Source organism: Dyadobacter chenhuakuii, assembly GCF_023821985.2.
In the GTDB taxonomy this organism is placed as follows: domain Bacteria; phylum Bacteroidota; class Bacteroidia; order Cytophagales; family Spirosomataceae; genus Dyadobacter; species Dyadobacter chenhuakuii.
The window spans coordinates 59,402-82,151 of sequence record NZ_CP099631.1 but is presented as its reverse complement, the minus strand read 5'-3'; the positions used below and the strand labels follow the sequence as shown (position 1 = coordinate 82,151).

The 22,750-nt window shown below is 44.1% G+C and carries 15 protein-coding genes and 2 pseudogenes; 12 read left to right on the top strand and 5 right to left on the bottom strand.

The features are described from left to right. The first annotated feature begins 756 nt into the window (after positions 1 to 756). Together NFI80_RS25520 and NFI80_RS25515 are read left to right on the top strand one after the other, a co-directional pair. Complete coding sequence (locus tag NFI80_RS25520; protein ID WP_254414197.1) at positions 757 to 4,317, top strand: PAS domain S-box protein; 3,561 nt, start codon at positions 757 to 759, stop codon at positions 4,315 to 4,317. A gap of 691 nt (positions 4,318 to 5,008) precedes the next feature. Then, the gene (locus NFI80_RS25515) at positions 5,009 to 6,445 is read left to right on the top strand and encodes an amidase (protein WP_374760349.1); all 1,437 of its coding nucleotides are present in this window, start codon (positions 5,009 to 5,011) and stop codon (positions 6,443 to 6,445) included. Positions 6,446 to 6,463: 18 nt separating this feature from the next. On the opposite strand, the gene NFI80_RS25510 is transcribed toward NFI80_RS25515, so the two are convergent. Both NFI80_RS25510 and NFI80_RS25505 read right to left on the bottom strand, forming a co-directional pair. Then, positions 6,464 to 7,075, bottom strand: a complete 612-nt coding sequence (locus tag NFI80_RS25510; protein ID WP_254414196.1) for a Crp/Fnr family transcriptional regulator — start codon at positions 7,073 to 7,075, stop codon at positions 6,464 to 6,466. Positions 7,076 to 7,435: 360 nt separating this feature from the next. Next, positions 7,436 to 7,858 carry a response regulator gene (locus tag NFI80_RS25505; RefSeq protein WP_235176329.1) on the bottom strand — a complete coding sequence of 141 codons (423 nt, stop codon included), beginning with the start codon at positions 7,856 to 7,858 and terminating at the stop codon, positions 7,436 to 7,438. A gap of 225 nt (positions 7,859 to 8,083) precedes the next feature. Here NFI80_RS25505 and NFI80_RS25500 point away from each other — a divergent pair, with 225 nt between their 5' ends. From NFI80_RS25500 to NFI80_RS25465, 8 genes and pseudogenes are all read left to right on the top strand, one after another. Beyond that, complete coding sequence (locus NFI80_RS25500) at positions 8,084 to 11,257, top strand: CheR family methyltransferase (protein ID WP_254414195.1); 3,174 nt, start codon at positions 8,084 to 8,086, stop codon at positions 11,255 to 11,257. 75 nt (positions 11,258 to 11,332) lie between these two features. Next, positions 11,333 to 12,352, top strand: a complete 1,020-nt coding sequence (locus tag NFI80_RS25495; protein WP_254414194.1) for a chemotaxis protein CheB — start codon at positions 11,333 to 11,335, stop codon at positions 12,350 to 12,352. A 45-nt stretch (positions 12,353 to 12,397) separates the two neighbouring features. Next, positions 12,398 to 12,832, top strand: a complete 435-nt coding sequence (locus tag NFI80_RS25490) for a response regulator (protein WP_254414193.1) — start codon at positions 12,398 to 12,400, stop codon at positions 12,830 to 12,832. Positions 12,833 to 12,952: 120 nt separating this feature from the next. Beyond that, positions 12,953 to 13,192, top strand: a complete 240-nt coding sequence (locus tag NFI80_RS25485) for a hypothetical protein (RefSeq protein ID WP_254414192.1) — start codon at positions 12,953 to 12,955, stop codon at positions 13,190 to 13,192. Positions 13,193 to 13,213: 21 nt separating this feature from the next. Continuing rightward, entirely contained in the window at positions 13,214 to 13,681 is a 468-nt protein-coding gene (locus NFI80_RS25480) for a hypothetical protein (protein WP_254414160.1), read from the top strand. 723 nt (positions 13,682 to 14,404) lie between these two features. Continuing rightward, positions 14,405 to 15,512 (top strand): annotated as a pseudogene (gene tal / locus NFI80_RS25475) (transaldolase). Between the two features lie 259 nt (positions 15,513 to 15,771). Next, positions 15,772 to 16,880 (top strand): IS3 family transposase gene (locus NFI80_RS25470; RefSeq protein WP_374760348.1). Its coding sequence is split into 2 segments (ribosomal slippage): positions 15,772 to 16,033 and positions 16,033 to 16,880, totalling 1,110 coding nucleotides; the frame shifts between segments, so codons are not numbered across the junction. A gap of 57 nt (positions 16,881 to 16,937) precedes the next feature. Next, positions 16,938 to 17,954, top strand: a pseudogene (locus tag NFI80_RS25465) (PDDEXK nuclease domain-containing protein). A 196-nt stretch (positions 17,955 to 18,150) separates the two neighbouring features. On the opposite strand, the gene NFI80_RS25460 reads toward NFI80_RS25465, so the two are convergent. The 3 genes from NFI80_RS25460 to NFI80_RS25450 all read right to left on the bottom strand — a co-directional run bounded on the left by NFI80_RS25460 (position 18,151) and on the right by NFI80_RS25450 (position 20,227). After that, positions 18,151 to 19,176, bottom strand: coding sequence for a helix-turn-helix transcriptional regulator (locus tag NFI80_RS25460; protein ID WP_254414190.1), 1,026 nt, complete (start codon positions 19,174 to 19,176; stop codon positions 18,151 to 18,153). Beyond that, the gene (locus tag NFI80_RS25455) at positions 19,152 to 19,754 is read right to left on the bottom strand and encodes a YdeI/OmpD-associated family protein (RefSeq protein ID WP_254414189.1); all 603 of its coding nucleotides are present in this window, start codon (positions 19,752 to 19,754) and stop codon (positions 19,152 to 19,154) included. Before NFI80_RS25455 ends, NFI80_RS25460 begins: the two co-directional genes overlap by 25 nt. Before the next feature lie 80 nt (positions 19,755 to 19,834). Beyond that, positions 19,835 to 20,227 carry a RidA family protein gene (locus NFI80_RS25450; protein WP_254414188.1) on the bottom strand — a complete coding sequence of 131 codons (393 nt, stop codon included), beginning with the start codon at positions 20,225 to 20,227 and terminating at the stop codon, positions 19,835 to 19,837. Between the two features lie 258 nt (positions 20,228 to 20,485). On the opposite strand from NFI80_RS25450, the gene NFI80_RS25445 reads away from it, so the two are divergent. Next, positions 20,486 to 21,202 carry a recombinase family protein gene (locus NFI80_RS25445; protein WP_254414187.1) on the top strand — a complete coding sequence of 239 codons (717 nt, stop codon included), beginning with the start codon at positions 20,486 to 20,488 and terminating at the stop codon, positions 21,200 to 21,202. 386 nt (positions 21,203 to 21,588) lie between these two features. Next, complete coding sequence (locus tag NFI80_RS25440; RefSeq protein WP_254414186.1) at positions 21,589 to 22,638, top strand: PDDEXK nuclease domain-containing protein; 1,050 nt, start codon at positions 21,589 to 21,591, stop codon at positions 22,636 to 22,638. The last annotated feature ends 112 nt before the right edge of the window (positions 22,639 to 22,750 follow it).

The following is a 22,750-nucleotide window of genomic DNA, read 5'->3' as shown; positions in this document are numbered from 1 at the left end:
GTAGTGAGTTAGTTTCGAGATTGCTGGCAGGTAAACACAATTACCAGGTCTGGAATAATATTTTTGTGGTTATCATAAAATTAGAATTATGGAAAATGTTGATCTTAGCTTAAAGCTGCTACTTATAGAAGAGAGGCTTTCAGATGCGCGAGCACGAGTGCTTAACTGCCTTGGTTTTACAAAATTTCACAGGACTGACAGATTACAGGCGTCAATTACCATTTTCTGGTAATACCGGTAGAGAAGAATACGAACGGAATGCACATAAGTCGAAGATCTGCATCCTTCTTTAACTTTTCCAGCAACTGAAAACCGTCCATATACGGCATATTAATACAATAAAGGTGGAATAGCTATTAGGTAGTCTATTTGTACACTATTTGTTCGGTCATGAGCAATTCCTACAAATGCCCAAGATCCTGATCGAGGGCAACTTTTAGCTATCGCCAACTTTCCAAAAAAAATGGACTTGGCCTTGAATATACCCAGTTAGGCAATTGCTCAGGACTTTTAGTTTGATCAGCCGAGTTAAATATTGAAGTGCAAAACGGGAGTTGATCGGGTTATCGTACGAGTCTACGGAATTTATGCGGCTAATGTTGTTGTTAAATTAATTGAAAGTATCAGCGTCTTCTTTCAAGTATTGGCTGGAATTCTCCATTACTGTGACATGCCAAATGGGATGTATATTTTGCAATCGCATTCAAAAGATATAGTTTTTATATTAAGTACTTTTGTACAAGTACTTGGTAAAATATGAAATTATATCCGCTTCCAGACAACGAGTATGAGCGCCTGAACGCGCTGCGTGGTTATCATATCAAGCAAGCCGATCCTAAGAACGAATTTCAGGATTTAGCCAGACTTGCTTCTTTGATCTGCGAAGTGCCTATCTCCTTTGTTTCTTTTATGGATTTTGAGCATCAGTGGGTGCAGGGCCAGGTGGGAACCGATCTCAATGAAATTCCCAGGGAATTATCCTTTTGCCAGTATTTGCTCATGCAGCAGGAGCTGTTAGAGATTGAAGATACGCTGCAGGATGAGCGCGTCCGTGACAATGTCTTTGTCAGTCAGGACCCCAATATTCGATTTTATGCAGGGTATCCCCTGATCGATCCCGATGGCTATGCGCTGGGCTCGCTTTGTGTATTTGACGTTAAACCCCGCAAGTTATCAGGGCTTCAAAGAGAAGCACTCCGCACATTATCCAACCAAGCGATGCGGATTATTATTGACCATGCTAACCTTCGGCGACTGAGAAACTATGAAGGCATTGTCACACTGGCAGAAGATCTGATCTGTGTCACTTCAAATGAAGGGATATTGCTTAGTGTAAATCCCGCCTTTGAGAAACTGTTAGGGTGGCAGCCTGAGCGACTTTTACAGACATCTATTTTTGAACTGGTCCATCCCGAGGACCGAGGCGCTGTTCTCAGGATGGCGGCCAAGACCTTATCCGGCCAGCAATCGATCAAGCTTTCACTTCGGTGTGTAGACAGCCAAAATCGATATCTTCACCTGCAATGGGTTTGTGCTTTGGAGCCGCTCACAGGGAATTTGGTCAATATCGGCCGCGACATAAGCCGGGAGAAAGCAAGGGAGAAGAAAATTAAAGAAAGCGAGGAAAAGTTCAGGTCTTTTTTTGAAAACGGCCAGGGGCTCATGCTGACCCATGACCTGGATGGCAGACTGCTTTCAATTAACGGTTATGGTGCCGCATTACTTGGTTATTCTGTTGAACAGGCCTTACAATACAATTTATCAGACCTTGTTCCGGAGAGACATCAACTTGCTCTGAGGAAATACCTGATAGACATGGACAGGTTGGGTATCGTAGGGGGTATCTGTGCTGCCATACATAAAGATGGGTCAGAACGGTTTTTTCAATATAAAAATATTCTGGTCGAAAATGATAACGGCCTGCGTTATATAATAGGTAATTCGATTGACATTACTGAGCGTTTTAAACAGCAGAAAACACTCAGCCGAATGCAGGATATTCTTTTGCGCATCAACAAGATGGCAAAAGTAGGGACTTGGGAGCTTGACTTTGAGAGTAATACCATAGAGTGGTCCGAACAGACGTGTCAGATACATCAGGTAGTCATGGGCTATAAACCGGACCCTGAAACTGCACTGGCTTTTTATGGGAACGGTGCTGACGCTGAGAAGATCAAAGCTGCTACGCAGGCGGTATTAAGGAACGGAGGAAATTTTGATCTGGAGGTTCAGATCATTACAGCAAAGGGTGAGCCGTTGTGGGTACGGATCGTCGGGATCACTGAATTCAGGAATGGGAAATGTGTCAGGTTTTACGGCACCATTCAGGATATTAACCAAATAAAACTGACTGAGCATGCGCTGATGGCAGAAAGGTCCCTGCTGACCGCTTTTGTAAGGGACGCCCCTGCTGCTGTTGCGATGTTCGATACAGATATGTGCTATATTGCCCACAGTAACCGATGGATAGAGGAGTACCGGCTAAATGGACAGGAGTTGATTGGACGATCTCATTACGAGGTTTTTCCCAATATTAGCCGCGAGTGGAAAATATTGCATCAGAGATGCCTGGCAGGCGCCATAATCAGCGTTGAGGAAGAGAAGTGGAGACCTTTTGGCTGGGATAAAGATCAATACCTAAAATTTGAGATTCGGCCCTGGAACCTGCTTGATGGTAGTATTGGCGGAATGATGATGTCCACCCAGGATATCACAGAAATGGTCGAAAGCAGGGAGGAGCTTAAACAAGCTAAATTACAGGCCGATCAGGCCAACGCAGCCAAATCGGAATTTTTAGCTAACATGAGCCATGAGATCCGTACACCGCTTAATGGTGTAATTGGTTTTACGGACCTGGTTTTGAATTCTGGCTTGACGCCAACCCAGAGGCACTATCTGGAAATTGCAGGTCAATCGGCCCATACACTGCTCAGTTTATTAGATGATGTTCTGGTCTTTTCAAAAATCGAAGCCGGTAAACTCGATCTTCTAATTGAAAAGACTGACATCTTTGAATTAATTTATCAGGTTGCAGACATAATTGCTGCACCAATTCAAAGCAGGAACATAGAAATGCTTGTTGACCTGTCCGCAGGCGTCCCCCAATTTATCTGGGTGGATGCTGTACGCATCAAACAGGTGTTGATGAATTTGTTAACAAATGCCGGAAAGTTTACACACCACGGCCAGATCGAGCTCCGAGTAGAACTGCTTGGGCCCTTGAATGCTTCTGAAAAAATCGCCCGCATAAAATTCTCAGTGATTGATACCGGGATTGGAATCGAGGCAGGCAAGCAGGCCAGAATATTTGAAGCTTTTTTACAGGAAGATAGTTCTACCACCAAAAAATATGGCGGTACCGGTTTAGGACTTGCGATTTCAAACCAGTTGCTGGATCTAATGGGTAGTCAATTACAACTGGAAAGTATACAGGGTATAGGCAGCACTTTTTATTTTGAACTGTCGGCAGTTTATGAAAACGGAGCCGGGGTTGAATGGCATAACCCATTATCGGTTGAGAATGTGCTGATCATAGAAGATAATAGTGATAGCGCAAGGATTTTGGCAAACATGCTTCATACGATGGGGATTCATGCTGAAACGGCATCGCAACCAGATCTGGCACGCACACTATTAGAATCAGAAAGGAAATGGGACGTGGTGATAGCTGATTATCATGAGTCTGCTGACTACTTGCCAGGTTTAACAAGTCAGCCCGAAAGTACAACTTCTCAATTGTCAGGCCTGCCTTACATTATGCTTATCAATGGCGCAGAAGATATCAGCAGGCTAGAAAAACTTGATATGTCAAAACCTATTCATACGCTGACAAAACCAATTAGGATTAGTGATTTGCTGCTTTGTCTAACCCGGCTTTCTACAAGTGAATCCATTAACCAGCACTTGCCGGTGCAGGATGAAATCCTGGCCACCATACCAGCCAGGGGCCTCCGTGTCCTGATTGCTGAAGATAATTCAGTCAATATGCTTTTTGCCAAAATTGCGATCCAGAAAGCTTTTAAGGATGTTCTAATCACAGAAGCCGTCAATGGGGTAGAGGCAGTTGATTTATGCAAGAATGCTCTTCCGGACATTATTTTTATGGACATCCAAATGCCGGAAATGAATGGCTATGAAGCAATGCAGGCAGTCAGAAAAATTCCCGAGGCAGATCGTGTTATTATTATTGCATTGACGGCAGGAAATAGTGAAGGTGAACGTGAGCGGTGCCTTCGGGCTGGTGCCAACGGTTTTCTTACAAAGCCCTTTACTTTGGAGGATATCAAGGGCATTGTGGAGCAGCATGTCAAAGTATAAAAGAAATTTTGTTCTTAGTTATTTCCCAATAGCTTCTATAAAAGTCCCTCTTGACAGGTTCGTTGGCAAAGAGTCTTCATATAGCAGTTTAATCGCTTTTGATCTGCATCTGGTAAAGAAGATGGTAAACTCCAGATCAGTGAGCCGGTTTGCTCTATATGCTGAGGTAGCTCGCAGCGACCGGGCTCGAAAACTCTTTCCCGTCTACAAAAACCCAGTCGCGTATACGTACTTCAGTTGTGCAGTTCGTAGGAAGATGCGTTTAGGATATTTAGGTGGAAGTTGCAAAGCTAACATCAAAATCTGGCAGTGAGGGACTACTAAGTTGTCCAACAAAGTTTATTATCGTTAATTATGTAAGCAATTTCAGAGAGGAGAAAATACGGTGGTTTTTCCGTACTCTCTCAACCTTTCTCTAGGCGATCACAGTGTATTTAAGAATTGTTTTGCATTGTTTTAACAGAGATATTTTGCACAGGCGGGTTCATTCAACCGTCGTATGTTGAGATACCAACTGGCTAAATATTACTCTGTCAAAGGATAATTAAGACTTTTTAGGGATCGTTTTTCGCGCCAAAACCGTGACAAATGTCAACGTAAGATTGTGTCATGTGACGTCGTTCCAACCAAAGCTTGCAGTCTACTTTTGTTTAGGCGATCATCATGATCTTTGGCCATTTAACAATTTAGAATGAAAGTGATGGAAACAGAAATTAGCAGCACAAATCCAATTTATTATCAGGATGCAAGTGGGTTGGCAAACATGATCCGGACGCGGCAGGTGTCGGCAGTTGAAGTGATGAAGGCACACCTTGATCGCATTGATGCCTTGAATCCAAGTGTCAACGCAGTCGTCACGATTGCTGCAAATGCTTTGGAAGATGCCCAGGCAGCAGATGCGGCGGTATCGCGAGGTGATGAACTTGGCCCCCTGCATGGAGTTCCATTCACCGTGAAGGATTCAATCGATACCGTAAATGTCTTAACCCAACGCGGTTCGCCCATCTTTAAAGGACGCATTCCGAGCGAGGATGCGACCAGCGTAGCGCGCATGAAGCAAGCAGGTGGCATTATGCTTGCAAAAACCAATCTTCCCGAATTCTCATACTGGATCGAAAGTGACAATCTGCTCAGCGGCAGGTCAAACAATCCCTGGGATTTGACCCGCACACCCGGTGGGTCGAGCGGTGGAGAATCGGCAGCGATCGCTTCGGGAATGTCGCCGCTGGGTCTGGGCACTGATCTGGCCATCTCGGTACGTGGCCCTGCTGCTCAGACTGGCATCGTCTCACTTAAAGCGACTCATGGCCGTGTGCCAATGACGGGAATTTGGCCGCGGGAGCCGCGCCGTTTCTGGCATGTCGGCCCTATGGCGCGCAGTATTCGTGATTTGCAGCTTGCCTTCTCAGTCCTTTCAGGTCCGGACGGTCTTGACGCCTTTGCTACCAGCACTGTACAATTTGATGCGGGAATAGGCAGTGCTCAGAATCGCCACTTACGAATAGGCTGGCTTGTTGAGCCCGGTTTTGGTCCGGTCGATCCCCAAGTTGCAGCGACGGTAGAAGCCGCAGCAAAAGCGCTCAAAGAGCTCGGATTGGTTGTGGAGCCAGTGCGCATTCAGGCATTAGAACGCGATTTTGCCTTAGATGTATTTAATCGTCTGCATGTGATGGAGATGAAGGAAGCATTTAGGCAGGCGACGGCTGATCGTGGCGACGATGAGATTTACAAAATGGCCAAAACAATGCTTTCACTTCCTGATACTTCGATGAAGGACTTTATTGATGCAGAGCAAGCAGTGGAACGCCTGCGAGATGGCTTCGCAGGATATTTTCAGAAATATGATGTGTTGCTTACTCCCGTTCTGCCAATCCCTGCGCATAAACATGGCGTCGAGCAGTTCACTATAAACGGCCAGACTGTGGACGCGACTTATCTGCAGGGAGCCACTGTGCCGCTCAACTTAACTGGCTTGCCAGGTATTGCAATGCGGTTCGGAACGAGTGCGGAAGGATTGCCGATCGCCATTCAGATTGTCGGAAGCTGGCAGGCCGAATCGACGATTTTGCACATGGCGACGCTCCTGGAAAGCGTGAGTAGCGTTCACGATCTTCATCCGATTGAGTGACTTATAGGCTGGTGATTTTTAAAAACCTTTCGGGTCGACCGGAGGGTTTTTTATTGATTTTGTAAAATCCTTCCTAATCCGGCTCAGTGTTTCTCTGGATATACCCAGATAAGAGGCCACCATGTGCAGTGGAACGCTGTTAAAAATACTGGGGTAGGTCTGTTCAAATTCAAGATACTTTTCCGTAGCAGAGAAACTAATCAAATAGAAAATACGTCGCTGGCTTGCTTCGTAAGCGTTTGCTGTTAGTTTCTCATTGAAAAGTTTAAGAGCAGGGATTGCCTCAAGCAGTTCCAGCCATTTCTCCTTCGGCCAGATAATGACATTGCTGGCAGCTAAGGCTTCAATGTTATACTCCGAAGGTGTCTGGTGATTATAACTTTCCTGGTCGGTCATCCACCAGCTCTCCACGCCAAACCTGAGCGTATGGTCCGTTCCATTTTTATCGAACCGGTACAGCCTGCAACATCCGTTTGCAATGAAGCAGTTATAACGCCACACTTCCCCCTCATGCAAAATCGACTGCCATTTTCGCAATTTCTTTTCGGCACTTGCAGCCCGGATTATTTCCAGATCTTCATCGGAAATTTCTATGTGCCTACGCAGATATTTTTCAAAAACTTCGAACATACCAAGCAAATCTACCAAACAATTAAAGATATTACTATGCGGATGTGTGTTCAGCGTATTTTGCAAATTGCAACCCCAGTTTTTGCTTTTTAGTAGCAAGAATATAAATGCTATCTATATATCATTTATCAAAAATTATTCGGTGGTATTTCTGAAATTCCTCCAAGAGGCGAGGTTTATGCGATTTGCTTGAAATAGAAGCTGAATAAGGCTTTTTAGTACAGCAAACAGAAATTGCACCCACCTTTAAATGTAACTTGTGAAGGCGTATGCTTTTGGTTTTTATGTCAACTGTTTAACTAGATTGTAATAATGAAAGGAGGTTCATGAAATGAGCCAAGCCGGTGTCGTGTGGTGCCTTCAGAAATTATTCGGGGCCGCACACCTTTTCCAATAATCAATCATCAATTTAATTATTGCCTTAATTTCATCGTACTGGCCCGGTTTAACAAAAAAGCCTTGTGCAGATGTGCTATATGCATCAATAACGACCTGCTGGTTGATCGCTGTGGTAAAGTAAACGTAGGGAATGCACTTCAGGCTGAGTTCTGCATCAGTTTGTACCTTTCTTCTTAGCTCCAAGCCATTTAACTGTGGCAGATTAATATCTGAAATAATAATGAAAGGCAGGTCTTTGCTGGTATAAAGAAAATCCAATGCTGATTGACCATCTGAGAAATACATCCTTTGATTAGAATACCCTAATTCGCCAAAAACTTCTTCCAATACGAACTGGTCGTCTGCATCATCTTCTATAATGATAATTGGGCCATTTTTATCCATCCGATAATTAGTTTAGTGTAAGCTCAATATATACTTACGTAGCTTGTCATTTCAAGTCAGTTACACATAAGATTACAATCCAACAAATAGGTAAGTAGTCAACGCCTGGTTGCATATTGGGAAAAACATTGTGCCACCTACAATAACTTTCTGTACCTTATAGGAATAATTATTTGATGATGTGGCATTTACGCTCAACATCCTGCACCTAACCTTACCATCTTAATGAATTCAATTGAACCAAATCACATTGTTGCCATCGGTGCATCGGCCGGGGGCCTTGATGAGCTGATTTCTTTTTTTGAAAACACACCTCTGGATGGTATTGCCTACGTTGTGGTCCAGCATTTATCCGCTGATTATGAAAGCAGGTTAGCAGAAGTCTTATCCAGGTACAGCAAGCTGACCATGGTACAGGCGGTAGAAGGGACGGGCATTGCATCCAATTATGTATATGTGATCCCGGGAGATAAGTTTATGACCGTTAAAAGGGGACATTTACATTTAAGCGATAAAACCGACGTGCGCGGTCCGCACATGACCATCAATACCTTCTTATCTTCCCTTGCTGCCGACTACGGCCCCAAGGCGATTGGCGTCATTCTGTCGGGCCTGGGCTCTGATGGCAGCGATGGCGTTAAAGCAATTAAGAAGGCAGGCGGGATGGTGATTGCCAGAAACCCGCAAACCACCGAATTCAACAGCATGCCTTCCAATGCAATCGCCACTGGAATGGTGGACTTTATTGTGGAGCCCGAGGCAATGCCTGGCGCTATCGAAGAATATGTTAAGCGGGAAATTGAACTACTAGCGGCCGGCATCTCTGATGGAGAAAATATGGCTGGTTTGATCGAGATCATAAGCCAGCAGCTTCCACTGGATTTTTCAGACTACAAGCAGTCGACTATTTTGCGCCGGATCAAAAGAAGGGCGGCTTATAACAACTTTGAACGCCTGGAAGCTTACCTGGAATTTGCCAAAGCTTCCCCTGATGAAATTGAAGCGCTTGCCAAAGACTTCCTGATTAGCGTGACTGCTTTTTTTAGGGACACCGAAGCATTTGATGCGCTGGAAAACCGGGTGCTCCCCGCCATTGTAAAAAGTCTTTCACATGGCCAGGAAATCCGGATATGGGTTACTGGTTGTGCGACGGGCGAAGAAGCCTACTCAATGGCTATCCTTGTGCGAGAGCTTTTAGGGGAAAAGATCCAGGACCAGCAGGTGAAAATCTTTGCTACCGATATTGATACTGCTGCCCTGGCGCATGCCAGCAAAGGCATTTACGCTGCTGCCATAGTGTCCAAAATGCCACAATCCTACCTGGAAAAATACTTTATACAGGAGGGGGAGGATTATAAGGTAACGGTTGCCTTGCGTAAAATGGTTATCTTTTCCAGACATGACCTGGTGAAAAATCCGCCCTATTGCAATATGCACCTGATCAGCTGCCGCAACCTGCTGATTTACATGACCCCGCTCTTACAACAAAAAATCTATCACATGCTCCTCTTTGGGCTAAAACCCGAGGGATACCTGTTTCTAGGATCCAGTGAGAACCCCTCGCCGATATTAAAGAGCATGAAAGTCATTGATAAAAATGCGAAGATCTACCAGAAACTGGATGCTACCCCATCCGTAAACTTTGAGACGTTTACCCTGCCGGAATATACCTACCATAAGCCGGCCGGCTTAGGGGTTGCTCAACCAGAAACCAATAAAGTGCCCGACCGCACCCTGGATGGGGCGATTCATGAAACCATCCTTAATGAAGACCAGCGTCTGCTTGTCTGTATTGATGAAAACAACAGGGTGCTTAAATCCTACGGCCCAACCGGAAGGTTCCTTACCCAAAAGATTTTAACATCTGATCTGACCGAACTTCTACCGGGCCCTCTTAATATTGCTTTCAAGGCAGCCTGCAAAAATGTTAGCGAAACCCATAAAAGAACAGTAGTCACAGGAGTACAGATCCAGCACGGCCAAGAGACAATCAAGGTAAACTTGTCGGTTAGCCCGATGGTCCTTAGAGGCCGGCCTAATGGGTTCTTAGTTGTACAGTTTAGCGAGGATCAAGGTTCCGGCCAGTCATCAAGCACAATGCAGTTTGACGAGAAGCTTTACCTGGACGATTATACCAGGTTTTTAGAGCAAGAAAACAAAGACCAGAAAGAGCAACTTGCTGCTGCCACCGAAAAACTGTTTGCACTCAACGAGAATATGCAGTCCTTTAATGAGGAGCTACTATCGGCCAATGAGGAGATGCAGAGCAGCAATGAGGAAATGCAGTCCATCAATGAAGAGCTGCACACGATTAATGCAGATTACCAGTTAAAGAACCGCGAGCTCTTAGAGCTTAACGATGATCTGAACAATTATTTCAAAAGCAACATCAATGGCCAGCTCTTTATCAGCTCAGATCTTCGCCTGATGCGATTTTCGCCTGGGACCGTCCGGCATATTAACTTGGTTGAAAGCGACATTGGGCGTCCAATCAGTAATATCTCGACCAATTTCAGGTTCGAAACCCTTTCTGATGACATAAGTCATGTCCTGGACAACGGTTATCCTATAACCCGCGAAATCCAGGCCAATGATGGAAAATGGTACCAGGTCATGACGATGCCCTATATCCAGCAGCTTGGCAATAAAAGGACGGGTGCCATTATTACTTTCAATGAAATTACCAGCCTGAAAGAGATACAACACCAGCTGGACAAAAAGAATGAAATCCTGACCCGCATTAACGGCGACCTGGACAATTTTGTACATACGGCATCTCATGACCTGCTAGGACCGCTCAGTAATATAGGTATCAGTATCGGCCTATTAACTGAAATGCGGGCAGACGATGTAGAACTAAAACCGATTTTAAACATTATCGGCAATTCAGTTAATAAGTTCGGGGCCCTGATCAAGGACATTGGTACAGTAGCCAAAATTGAAGACCAGGCTCTTTTGACTGAGATGGTTAATATGAATGAAATTTTGGAAAGCATCCTGTGGAGCCTGGGCGATAAGATCAAGCAGACCGGCGCGGTGATCACAAGCGATTTGAAAGTGAGTCAAATCCTTTTTTCTAAAAAGAACCTGAGAAGCATCTTGTTTAACCTGGTTTCCAACGCGATCAAGTACCGATCAGAAGACACGCCTGTTGTCACCATCCAGACAGCTACGGTAGGTGAATTCATCGCCCTGACAGTCCAGGATAATGGGACTGGGATGGCCGAAGGTGACATTGATAAAATCTTTCACAAATACCACAGGCTCCAAACTGACCATGAAGGGCAGGGGATCGGGCTTTATCTGGCAAAAAAAATAATCGATGCTGCCGGTGGCAGTATCCGGGTTGAAAGCGCACTCGGTACAGGAAGCGAATTTGTGATCTATTTTCCGAGTTAAGCTGCAGTAGCTACTCAGGTTTCTACCGGTCTTTTTGGTTTACCTGGATCATCCGCGCTCTATCATCAAACTACTATGGCCAAAAACAAACCGGAGCTGCCGGCAAAAGTTGTTGTCATCGGCACTTCCGCTGGCGGCCTTAATGCGCTGAAAACATTAATCAACCAGCTGCAAGAAAATTTTCCAGCCCCAATACTGGTTGTCCAGCATATTTCAGCTGACGCGACGGGGGACGTGCTTTTAAACGAGCTCGATAAGCAGAATGAACTGAAATGCCAGCACGCTGTAAATGGCGAAAGCCTTCAAAATGGGCATTTGTACCTGGCACCTTCTGATCATCATTTGATGATCGGTGATGACCAAAAGATCCTGGTTACAAAGGGCGCGCACGAAAACCGCTCCCGGCCTGCAATTGACCCATTGTTTCGGTCAGCTGCTGTTGTTTTCGGTAGCAATGTAATTGGGGTCCTGCTGACAGGTTACTTGGATGACGGAACAGCCGGGATGATTGCTATCAAGCGGTGCGGCGGTACGTGCATAGTTCAAGATCCGCAAGACGCAGAATACCCTGATATGCCAGCCAACGCTATCAAGCAGGTAGATGTGGATTTCTGTTTGCCCCTTATGGAAATGGGCGGTTTACTGTATCAGCTCCTGGCGGCAAAACCAGAAAAAAGCAGGCCGATCCCTAAAGATATAATGATCGAAGCAAAGATTGCCAAACGCGTGTTAAGCGATTTACCTGCTGTCAATTCCCTGGGAGATCAGGTTCCGTTTAATTGCCCTGGCTGTGGTGGTGTGCTATGGAAAGTGGACAAAGGCCCTCTGACACGCTTCCGCTGCCATACAGGTCATGCTTATACCGCGCAGGCTTTGATCGCCGAGCAAACCTTGAAGATCGAAGAGACGATGTGGACGGCGCTCCGGATGTTTGAAGAAAGAAGGAACCTTTTGACCACTTTTGCAAAAGAGCAAACCGGGGCAATCAAGAAGTCGGCGCTCGAACGGGCAGAGCTTTCCCTGGTGCACATTGACCGGATTAAGGCGATCCTGCTTGCTGATGACAAGGGGACTGCTCAGGATACACCCACTTAATGCACGTTTTTCAGTACTTACTAAGGATCAGAACAATAAACAGTTATGAATAAAAAAGGACCTATTGTAATAATAGAAGATGACATGGACGACCAGGATATCCTTTCTGAAATTTTCAAAGAGCTGAATTATGAGAATGAGCTGGTTTTCTTTGGAGACGGTGTACAAGCTTTGGAATACTTGACACATATAAATATTGAACCTTTTCTTGTTCTTTCTGACATTAATATGCCAAAATTAAATGGGATGGAACTGTATGAAAAAATTCATAACAATGAAGATTTGAGACTCAAATCCATCCCATATCTTTTCTTTTCCACCAGTGCCGAACAAAAGCATGTGATCGAGGCGTATTCAAGGTCGATTCAGGGATTCTTTATCAAACCAAGTAATTATGATAGATTAAAAAAAATGATAGTAAAAATTGTAGAGTACTGGCAAGAATGTGAATCACCAAAATATATCAAAAATGCTCAGTAATAAGTGAATGTAGGGAAGGCACTGGGCCCCGTTTGTAGGTTAGATGAAAGACATAGAGTAATGACTGCAAAGCTCGCGAAAACCAGGTAAGGAGCAGGGCTAGGCCTTAGGCCAGTACAAATGGAAGAAGAAGATGGCGCCGAGAAAAAAACGCTGCCCGAAATACAATTAAATGAAAATTTGCCAAGTCAACATAAGGCAGAAATTGAAAGGATTGGTTCGAAGCATTTCATGTCTGCGTTTGGGAAAGACAAAATCACCAAGCCGAATTTGCGCTTGCAGCGTGTTACTGCGCAGCTTTTAACGGAGCTTCAAGCCAGTCTAAATGAGGTAAAAGACTTTTTGAAGGCATGTGTTTAGATGGATATTACAATGGAAACAATGAATGGCAACGAATGGCTACCCGGCGATACCGGCACTGAAATACAAAATTTTTGGAAAGAATTTAAAGTAAACCCTACTGCGATGGCCGGCCTGCAATCACTTATGGGTTTGCAACCAGCTATTAAAAATGGCTCGCACTATTGGCGGCCGAGTTCTGAGAACGGGACAACATTCACCAACTCAAACAGTAATATTAGTGGTGTAGAAAAGATTTTTGCTTGGTCAAAGATTTTAAATGGGCAAGAAATCCTATGTGCTATAAACCTGGATCAGCATAAACAGGCAATAGTATATGTAACCATAGATAAAGACTTGTATGCACCAGATGAAAAATTATACCTTTTATTTGGTCCCCAACAAATCCCGGCCGAGTTAAATGTTGAAGACAGGAATGGTAAATCAGTCCGGTTGACGCTGCCAGCTCGTTCATTGATCATTTATGGTAAGGCCCCAATACTCCGGTAACTTTTTCCAAATGGCAATTAAAGGTACCAGGCTTTTAGTGGTTAAAACCTTCCAAAAGAAATATTAACTCCAACAATTTAAAAGGGGGCTCAGCATCCTGGATTAACTGCTAATTGGTGTGCAGTGCCACCTTGTCCTTGATAGATAGATCCAAATGTGGTCTGAATTGGTGTAAAGGTTGTTACAAATATGGCTTGTTTGCTGTGTCAAGTGCATAGCACAAATATGGTCCAAACATCCCATCGGTGAGCAACTTAAATTAGTTTAAAAGTGCTCCAATCTCTCGCGCAGCTTTCTTGCTGCCGTGTCTGGGAAATCAATAAAAGTTTGATGTAAGAAGCGCTGATGGATCGATAATTGCTAGGCAAGGCTCCATTCACCAGATCCGGCACTAATTATTACTTTATGACATTTATAGACAACGTATTACAAACCCCATCATATGTTGGTCTGATAAAGCGGGCGAGGTAATCAGACCAGGGGCAAGTCAGATCTTCAAAGAGTTTTTTAGCTTGCCTTTATTTGCCGCAGCATTGATCAGTTTGATGATTTTGGGGAAGCGCGGCACGAGCTGGCAACATATTTACTGATCGCACCGAAAATTGGCGCAGAAGGAGAAGGCCTTCACTGCTGGCAGCTTTGGCAACTGTATTGCGGTCAGTTGCCGGCATGATTGACAAAGAATAAATAATCGCATTCAATACACTAAAATCAGATTTGAATATGGACAATAATAAGGTAAAACAAATACATGATTATGGCCAGAGCATCTGGCTTGATTTCATTGACCGCAAGATCATTTTCTCGGGAGAATTAAAGAAATTGATTGATGAAGACGGTGTGCGTGGTGTGACATCCAACCCGGCTATTTTTGAAAAGGCCATCAGCAGCAGTTCCGATTACGATCAGGACATTGCCCGCCTGACTAATGAAGGTCTGAGTACGGATGAAGTATTTTTCGGACTGGCTGTGTCTGATATCAAACTAGCATGCGATGTGCTGGCACCTGTATACAATCAAGAAGACGTGGTTGGCGCTGATGGCTATGTAAGCCTGGAAGTGTCCCCGTTCCTGGCACGTGATACCCAGGCTACCATCAAGCAGGCGCACGAGCTCTGGGAGCAGGTTGATAAGGAAAATGTAATGATTAAAATCCCTGGAACCCAGGCGGGCATTATTGCCATCGAGACAGCAATCAGTGAGGGAATTAATGTGAATGTTACCTTGCTTTTCAGCCTTATACGTTATGAAGCAGTCGTGGAAGCATATATTTCGGGACTGGAAAAAAGGGAAAAACAAGGACTGCCCATTAACCATGTTTCTTCTGTTGCCAGCTTCTTTTTGAGCCGGATCGACATTTTGGTAGACCCGTTTTTAGACAAGAACGGGCTGGGTGATCTGCGCGGGCAAGTTGCCATCGCATCTGCAAAAACGGCTTACCAGATATATAAAAGGACTGTTCAGCTCTGAGCGCTGGAAGAAGCTATCTGAAAAAGGTGCAGTACCGCAGCGGTTGCTGTGGGCGAGTACCAGTAGTAAGGATCCTGCTTTCAAAGACACCCGGTATGTGGAAGCACTCATTGGACCAGACACGGTCAACACCATTCCGCTGCAAACGCTGGAAGCATTCCGAGATCACGGAGATCCGGCAAGCCGCCTGGAAGAAGACCTGGACAGCGCAGCATCTATTTTGGAAAAAATAAAGGCCGGAGGGATTGATATGGAAGCTGTGGCTGTCCAGCTCGAAAATGAGGGAATAGACAAGTTCACCGAGCCTTTTCAGAAACTGCTGGATGCGATTGAAAAGCAGAAAGAACAAGCCGGAGTGTAATCTAATGCTATACCCGTCATAATATGCCTGCTCATTTCTGAATGTCCGGTGATCATCAGGCATATTTATACAATCGCATCCTAAAATCTGTGTTCCAAAATGTTTCAGACTAACAGTAGGGGCCTCTAAGGCAACCATTAGTGTTAGGTTTAACGGTAAAACAATTCAAATTCAGCAGTGACCTCCCCCCGGCAAACAAGACAGCTGAAAACTGGAGATTTTCGGTGGCAAAAACGGATCAAAAACGTAATTTGTCACTATGAAAAAGTCGAAATTCACTGAGGCGCAGATCGCTTTTGCGCTTAGACAGTCAGAGAGCGGGACACGGGTGGAGGAGATCTGCCGTCAATTGGGAGTGTCCCAGGCAACCTTCTTCAATTGGAAGAAAAAATATGGCGGAATGGGTGTTGCTGAGCTGCGAAAACTGCGCCAGTTGGAGGAGGAAAATGCGCAATTAAAAAAGCTCGTGGCAGACCTAAGTCTGGACAAGCAAATGCTGCAGGATGTTATTAAAAAAAAGTTGTGAAGCCTCCTTACAAGATGGAAATGGCTAATTGGTTGGTATCCAACTATCGGGTCTCGATCCAAAGAGCTTGCCGCTGTGTGAAGTTAGTACGGGCCATGTACTATTATAAGCGACACCGCCGCGACGACACATTGCTGGCGATGCGGATGAAAGAAATCGCAAATACGAGAGTCAGATATGGGTTTCGCCGAATTTTTGTGCTGTTGAAAAGAGAAGGTTTCAGCGACAATCATAAACGAGTTTACCGTGTTTACAAGACCTGTGGCTTGAATTTGAGAACAAAAAGGCCAAGAAGAAGTCGTAGTGCAGAACACCGGTTGGAACGTTTGGACACTCAAGGAATCAACAAAGTCTGGAGCATGGATTTCGTGCAAGATGCGCTTTTCAACGGCGAACGGTTCCGGGTCTTAACTGTAGTGGATAATTGTAGTAAAATCTGCCATGGATTGCTGCCCGGCAAATCTTTGAAAGGAGCTGATGTAGCGGCTGAACTGACCAGAATTTGCCTGGTTGAAGGCTGTTATCCAGAACGAGTTCAATGCGATAATGGAAGCGAGTTCATATCAAAGGAAATGGATTTATGGGCGTATTCAAACGGTGTGACACTTGACTTCTCAAGGCCAGGAAAACCAACAGACAATCCATATGTTGAATCATTTAATGGTAAATTCCGGGATGAGTGCCTTTCAGTTAATTGGTTTCTATCCTCAGACGACGCGAGGGAAAAAATCGAAGACTTTCGGTGGGAATATAACCACTTCAGGCCTCACAGTGCGCTGAATGATTTAACCCCCAAGGAATTTGTTACTTTACATCAAGAAACACCGGAAACTCTAATTTAAACCGTCTGAAAACCTGGGAGGGGCTCAATTAAGTGATATTCTCTAATTTCAAATTGTCTGCAATTATGGGACACTTACAAGCAGGCCCTAATAGCCGACATTAAGGCAATAATTCAGATATTTAAGGAGACTGCCATACGCGCAGTAGATCATGAGCGCACTTTAATGTACTGGAAAGTTGGACAACGCATTGTTGAAGTAGAGCAAGTGGGAGAGGATCGTGCAGGATATGGCCAATACCTTACCCAACTAATTGCAAATCAACTTGAACCGGAATTTGGTAGTGGGTTTTCCAAACGATAAATTGAGCTTTTTAGACAGTTTTATCGCCAGTTCCCAATTGCGAATACACTGTATTCGCAATTGAGCTGGAGTCAGTACAAGTTGCTGATACGATTAGACTCACAGGATAAAAGAGATTTTTATATTGCGGAAACAGTCAAAAACAATTGGACAGTTCGTCAGCTTGAAAGGCAAATCAACAGTAGTTTGTGGGAGCGCCTGCTATTAAGTAATGACCGTAAAAGTGTTCTGGCTGTTGCGCGAAGCGAACAAAACCCATCTGACGCGAAAGAGATTATCAAAGATCCAATGTACCTGGAGTTTTTGGGCCTAAAAAGGGAATCCTCTTATTACGAGAAGGACTTAGAACAAGCCATCATCAATCATCTTCATGACTTCCTATTGAAATTGGGCAATGGTTTAGCTTTCGTCGCTAGGCAAAAAAGACTTCATATTGAAGGAGATGAGTTTTTCGTCGACCTGGTTTTCTATAATAGACTATTACAGTGTTTTGTCATCATCGAGATCAAAACGACAAAGCTTAGCCATCAGGACATAGGTCAGCTTCAAATGTATGTGAACTACTATGACCGATATGAAAAGAGGGATTTTGAAAACCCAACTATCGGAATACTTCTCTGTGCAGACAAGAACAATGCAGTGGTCAAGATCTCACTACCTGAAAATAATAAAACAATTATTGCCAGTGAATATAAACTGTACCTGCCGAGTGAAAAACAGTTGATTGATGAGATGAACAAGGAGATTGAAAAATTACAGAAAGAAGAATAACTGCATAATTTCCTCATTTTTTTGACTGCTTCAAATCATTCAAAATCAAGTTATTAGTTCAGCTAAGAGTTCCCTGGTGCCAACTTCGACCAAATAATATTTTGTTATATAACAGGCGTTATGTTGAGTGCTAAGCATATTTATGTCACATGCCGTTTAAGTGTCCCTTTTAGAGTGGCCAGTTTCAAATTACCTGTCAAACTCGCTTTATCGGGCCTGTTTCAAACTCCTTATGAACAAAGGCATCGTAGGCCTGTCGCGCAAGCATCGATAAGTGCACGCCCAATGACTCCGGCTCGACAATCTTAACAGCACCAGCAAAAGGCAAGAGCCAAGTTGCTAGGTAAGGGAGTGAACCTACAAAAAACAGCAGTTCCAGGCTTCCATCGCGCAAGATATCTTCATATTCCCATCCATATTGGTGCTTGGTGTCATGAAGGTGCTGTACTTGTGCAGGTAATACCATTGAGGGGTTGAATCTGATCACAACTTTCTCTTTATTTCTTCTTTCAGCTTCGTTATTCCAATATTGTTGTAGTGTTTCTGTACGTGCACTGAACAACTCGTCAGAAACAACTACGCTTGTAATACGGTCCAGACGAAAATTTCGAAATGCCATTCGCAGGCGACAAAAAGCAATTACGTGCCAATGCTGACTAAGATACAGACCGATCGGCTCAATGTAACGAATAGTAGGTTCGCCTGTTTCTGCGGCGAGATAACCAATGCAAACAACGTGGTGCGCTGTAATGGCAGTAACCAATTGCTGATACGCGTTAGGACGATCGGATGCACTTCCAGGTTCCATCACCTGTATATAAGGGGCAACTACTTCCAGGTGGTCACGGTCGGAAAGCCTGAGTGCTGCACGAAGTTTGTCCATTGCGGCGGCATTTAACTGAGCTGTGACCACATCAGTGAGTCTGCTGGCGAGCTTTTCAGCAGTAAGTAGCGCTATTGCTTCTTCTCGGGTGAACATAACCGGAGGAAGTCGGTACCCTTCCAGCAGCGAATAACCCTTCCCTTCCTGTGTAACAATAGGGATACCTGCACTTTCAAGGGTTCTTATGTCACGGTAAATCGTGCGGGTGCTTACCAAGAAACGATTTGCCAACTCGGCAGCTGTAACTGTCCGCTTCGTTTGAAGTAGTGTAAGTAAGGCGATAAGCCGGGAAAGGCGGGTAAGGTCAGAATCATTCACAGCCCAGTTTTTTTTGTCCATTTAAGTATCCTTGGCTTTAAATTTTGATCCGCAAATTCAACAATTTCTTTGATCCGCTTTTGACGGGTTTCCGTCTTTTTTGCTAAAACCAGCCATTGTAACAAATTCCGTTTGTCCGATCTGCTCAATTTTTGGAAGAAGCTGTTCGCAACGGATTTATCGGCGAAGGCTTTTTGAAGGTCATCAGGAACTACAAGTTCTTCAACTTCATCCAAAAGAGACCAGGATCCATTTTTTCTGGCAGCCTCAATGGCATCATAACCTGCCTGCTGCATCAAACCAGCTTCAATGAGTTTTTCGGCTTTATTCTTATTTATTTTTGACCAACCGCTACCGGGCTTTCTTTTGCTGAAAAACTGGATATACCGTTCCTTATCTAATGGTCTGGAAAGACTGTCTATCCAACCGAAACAAATGGCCTCATCGACAGCTTCACTCCAAGATATGTTGGGCACCTGTGCGCTTTTCTTATGGTAGACTAGCCAGACAGATTGTGTAAGTGAATGGTTTTCCTGTAACCATTCCCGCCATTCTTGCCGGCTTGAAGGGCTGAATTTGATTGCCGTTTCGTTGGTCATATTGATCTTGGAATCAAAGTACAAATAAGCAAAATAAAGGAGCCCGAAAATGGGCTCCTTTATTCAAATTCTAAAACTCATTACTTTACCACTGTTGCCTCAAGTTCAACGGTAAGCCCGCCAAACAAACCTTTTACTTCGAGCATGGTTGTGGCTTGCTTGATGCCGTGCTTTGCAATCCAGGCTTGATAAGTCTGCACACAGCTGGTGAAAAACTCTTGTGTCGACGTTGTGTACACGTTCAGTCTGACAATGCCACCTGGCTCATAACCAGCCTCACTAATGAGGTGCTCCAGATTCTTGATTGTCAGTTCCAACTGTGTATTCATGTCAGCGGCAACAGGCTGGCCATTAGCATCAATGGCAACTTGCCCGGAGCAATAAAGCGTTCCCGTTGGCTCTTTAATTTCGACTGCTTGTACGGAATTTGTGTACTTACCCCATTCCCAAGGATCCGTTGTGTTCTTTTGCATCTTTGCCTGTGTTTAAACTATTTGCTGTTTGTTTTTACAAAGGTCGGGGTGGTTAGTGACAGCCTTATGTCATACCCTTTTGCCATTCAAAAGTTTTTTTAGAAGGGTTCAACAGCTCCATATAATGAACATCAGAAAACTGGCACAGTTAACGGCCAGTTATGTGGCAATAATTAGCGCGCGCTTAGCCAAGCAATAATGAGCACATGAGCTATTTTGCGCATCTCGGTTGTTCGCGAAAACGATCGATAAAATGAAATGGCTCTTGCCTCGGTTTCCGAATATTTAAATCTCCAACATTTTGTTTCATGTTGTTGTTTGCGAAATCAAATTTCATTTATTTGCCAACTTAATGAGTTTTGTGAAACAAATATGAAATTTGGGTATATCCGTGTCTCAAAGGATGAGCAAAATTATGAGTTGCAAGTTGATGCCTTGAAACGAGAGGGCTGTGAGAAGATCTTTACGGAGAAAATTTCTGGGGCGAGCAAACATCGACCAGAGTATGATAAGATGCTTGAACAGTTACGGCCAGGCGATGAAGTGAATGTCTGGGACATTGACCGGCTTGGAAGGACAACGTTGGAGCTCATTGTTCTTATCGATACATGGAATCAAAAAGGTATTCTATTCAAAAGTGTGAGTCAACCGCTGATTGATACAACTACCCCTCATGGAGAATTCATTTTTCAATTGTTTGCTATTCTTTCCCAACATGAGCGGAAAAGATTGATTCGCCGGACAAATGCGGGACTTGAAGCCGCCAGGGCCCGGGGCCGGGTGGGAGGGAGGAAAAAGGGCCTAAGCCCCCGTTACCAAAAAATTGCACCAATGGTTTTGAAAGCGTATAAGGATGGAAGTACAATCAGAGATATTATGCAAGCGTTCTCGATTCCATCATCGGCAACTGTTTATAAGATCTTGAAGGGTAAGATTGACCTTGGAGCTGAATCGGAGCTTGGGAAACTACAATAGCCAATATATCTTAAAAGCACGAAATGCTTAGAGACTTATGTTTGGTATTCCGCAAGCCTAAACAACTTACGATCACCATATTTTGGTTGTCCGAAATACTACATGAAACAATTCGCGGTACGCACCGTGGAGGCCGCCCGTTTTCCAACTTGTTTATGCTGGGCATTTTAAAAAGGGGCGTTCTTAAAATGCTATAAGTCTATTTTACCAGGCTTATATACAGCGCTGATCCTAAATAGACCAAGGGGTATTTACTTCACACTTGTGTTCATAATAACGGAGCATTAGCGCTTTTCAAGTATCAGCTTAGCAAATAGGCAAAGTAATATCTAGTTTTGCAAAAAGGGTCTTACCGATACCATTTAACCTGAATTGATCTAATCTGTATGAGTAGAGAGCGTGCGATTGTGTTACAATCAGAGGATGACTTACTCCTTGAAATATCAAAGCTTATTGAACAGGGTCAGGAGAAGGTGGTCCTTCAAGCAAATAGTGCAATCACAATGCTTTTTTGGCAAATCGGTCATCGCATTAACCTTAATATCTTGGAAACCAAGCGGGCTGATTATGGGAAAAGGATTGTAGTGACCCTGTCACTACATCTGGCGGAAAAGTATGGCCGGAATTTCGAGGAGAAAAATCTTCGTCGAATGTTGCAGTTTGCCGAGCAATTCAAGGATGAAGCAATTGTCGTGACAGTGTCACGACAATTGAGTTGGTCGCATATTCTAGTACTGTTACCGCTTAAAAATGACCCGGCTAAGCTTTTCTATGCCAAAATAGTCGCTGATCAAGGACTTGGAGTAAGAGATCTCAGAAAACTAATAGCCAGTAAGGCATTTGAAAGGATAGAAATATCCAACCTGCAAAACACTAGCAATCATCCGGCAATCCATGATAATTTTAAAGATCCATACTTTCTGGATTTTTTGGGATTACGAAATACATATCTTGAAAAGGACCTAGAACAGGCTATCTTGCGCGATTTGGAGTCTTTTATATTAGAATTAGGAAAAGGATTTGCATTTGTTGAGCGTCAGAAGCGAATGATAATAGATGGGGAAGATTTTCACTTGGACTTATTGTTTTACCATCGGAATTTAAAACGCCTCGTGGCTATCGAATTAAAGCTAGGAAAATTCGAAGCGAAGCATAAAGGGCAGATGGAATTGTACTTGAAATGGCTTGATAAGTATGAACGAAAAGAAGGCGAGCTTGCCCCAGTGGGTTTAATTTTATGTGCCGAGAGCAGCAGGGAACAGGTTGAATTGCTTGAAATGCACAAGGATGGAATCGTAGTAGCCGAATACTGGACAGAGCTACCTCCCAAAAAAGAGCTCGAAAGAAAAATCCATAACCTACTAATGGAAGCAAGGGAACGAATCGACAAGCACAAACCTTTCGATCAGTTTCAGATAGGTAAGGGCAATTTGTAAGAAGTCACTGAGAATAAGACACCGTTGTTCATTTGGACTAGAGATATCCTTTGAACTAGATGGGAGAAAAGTAGGAGAAGAGTAAGTTTCCAGCATTTAGTTTAGGAGCACC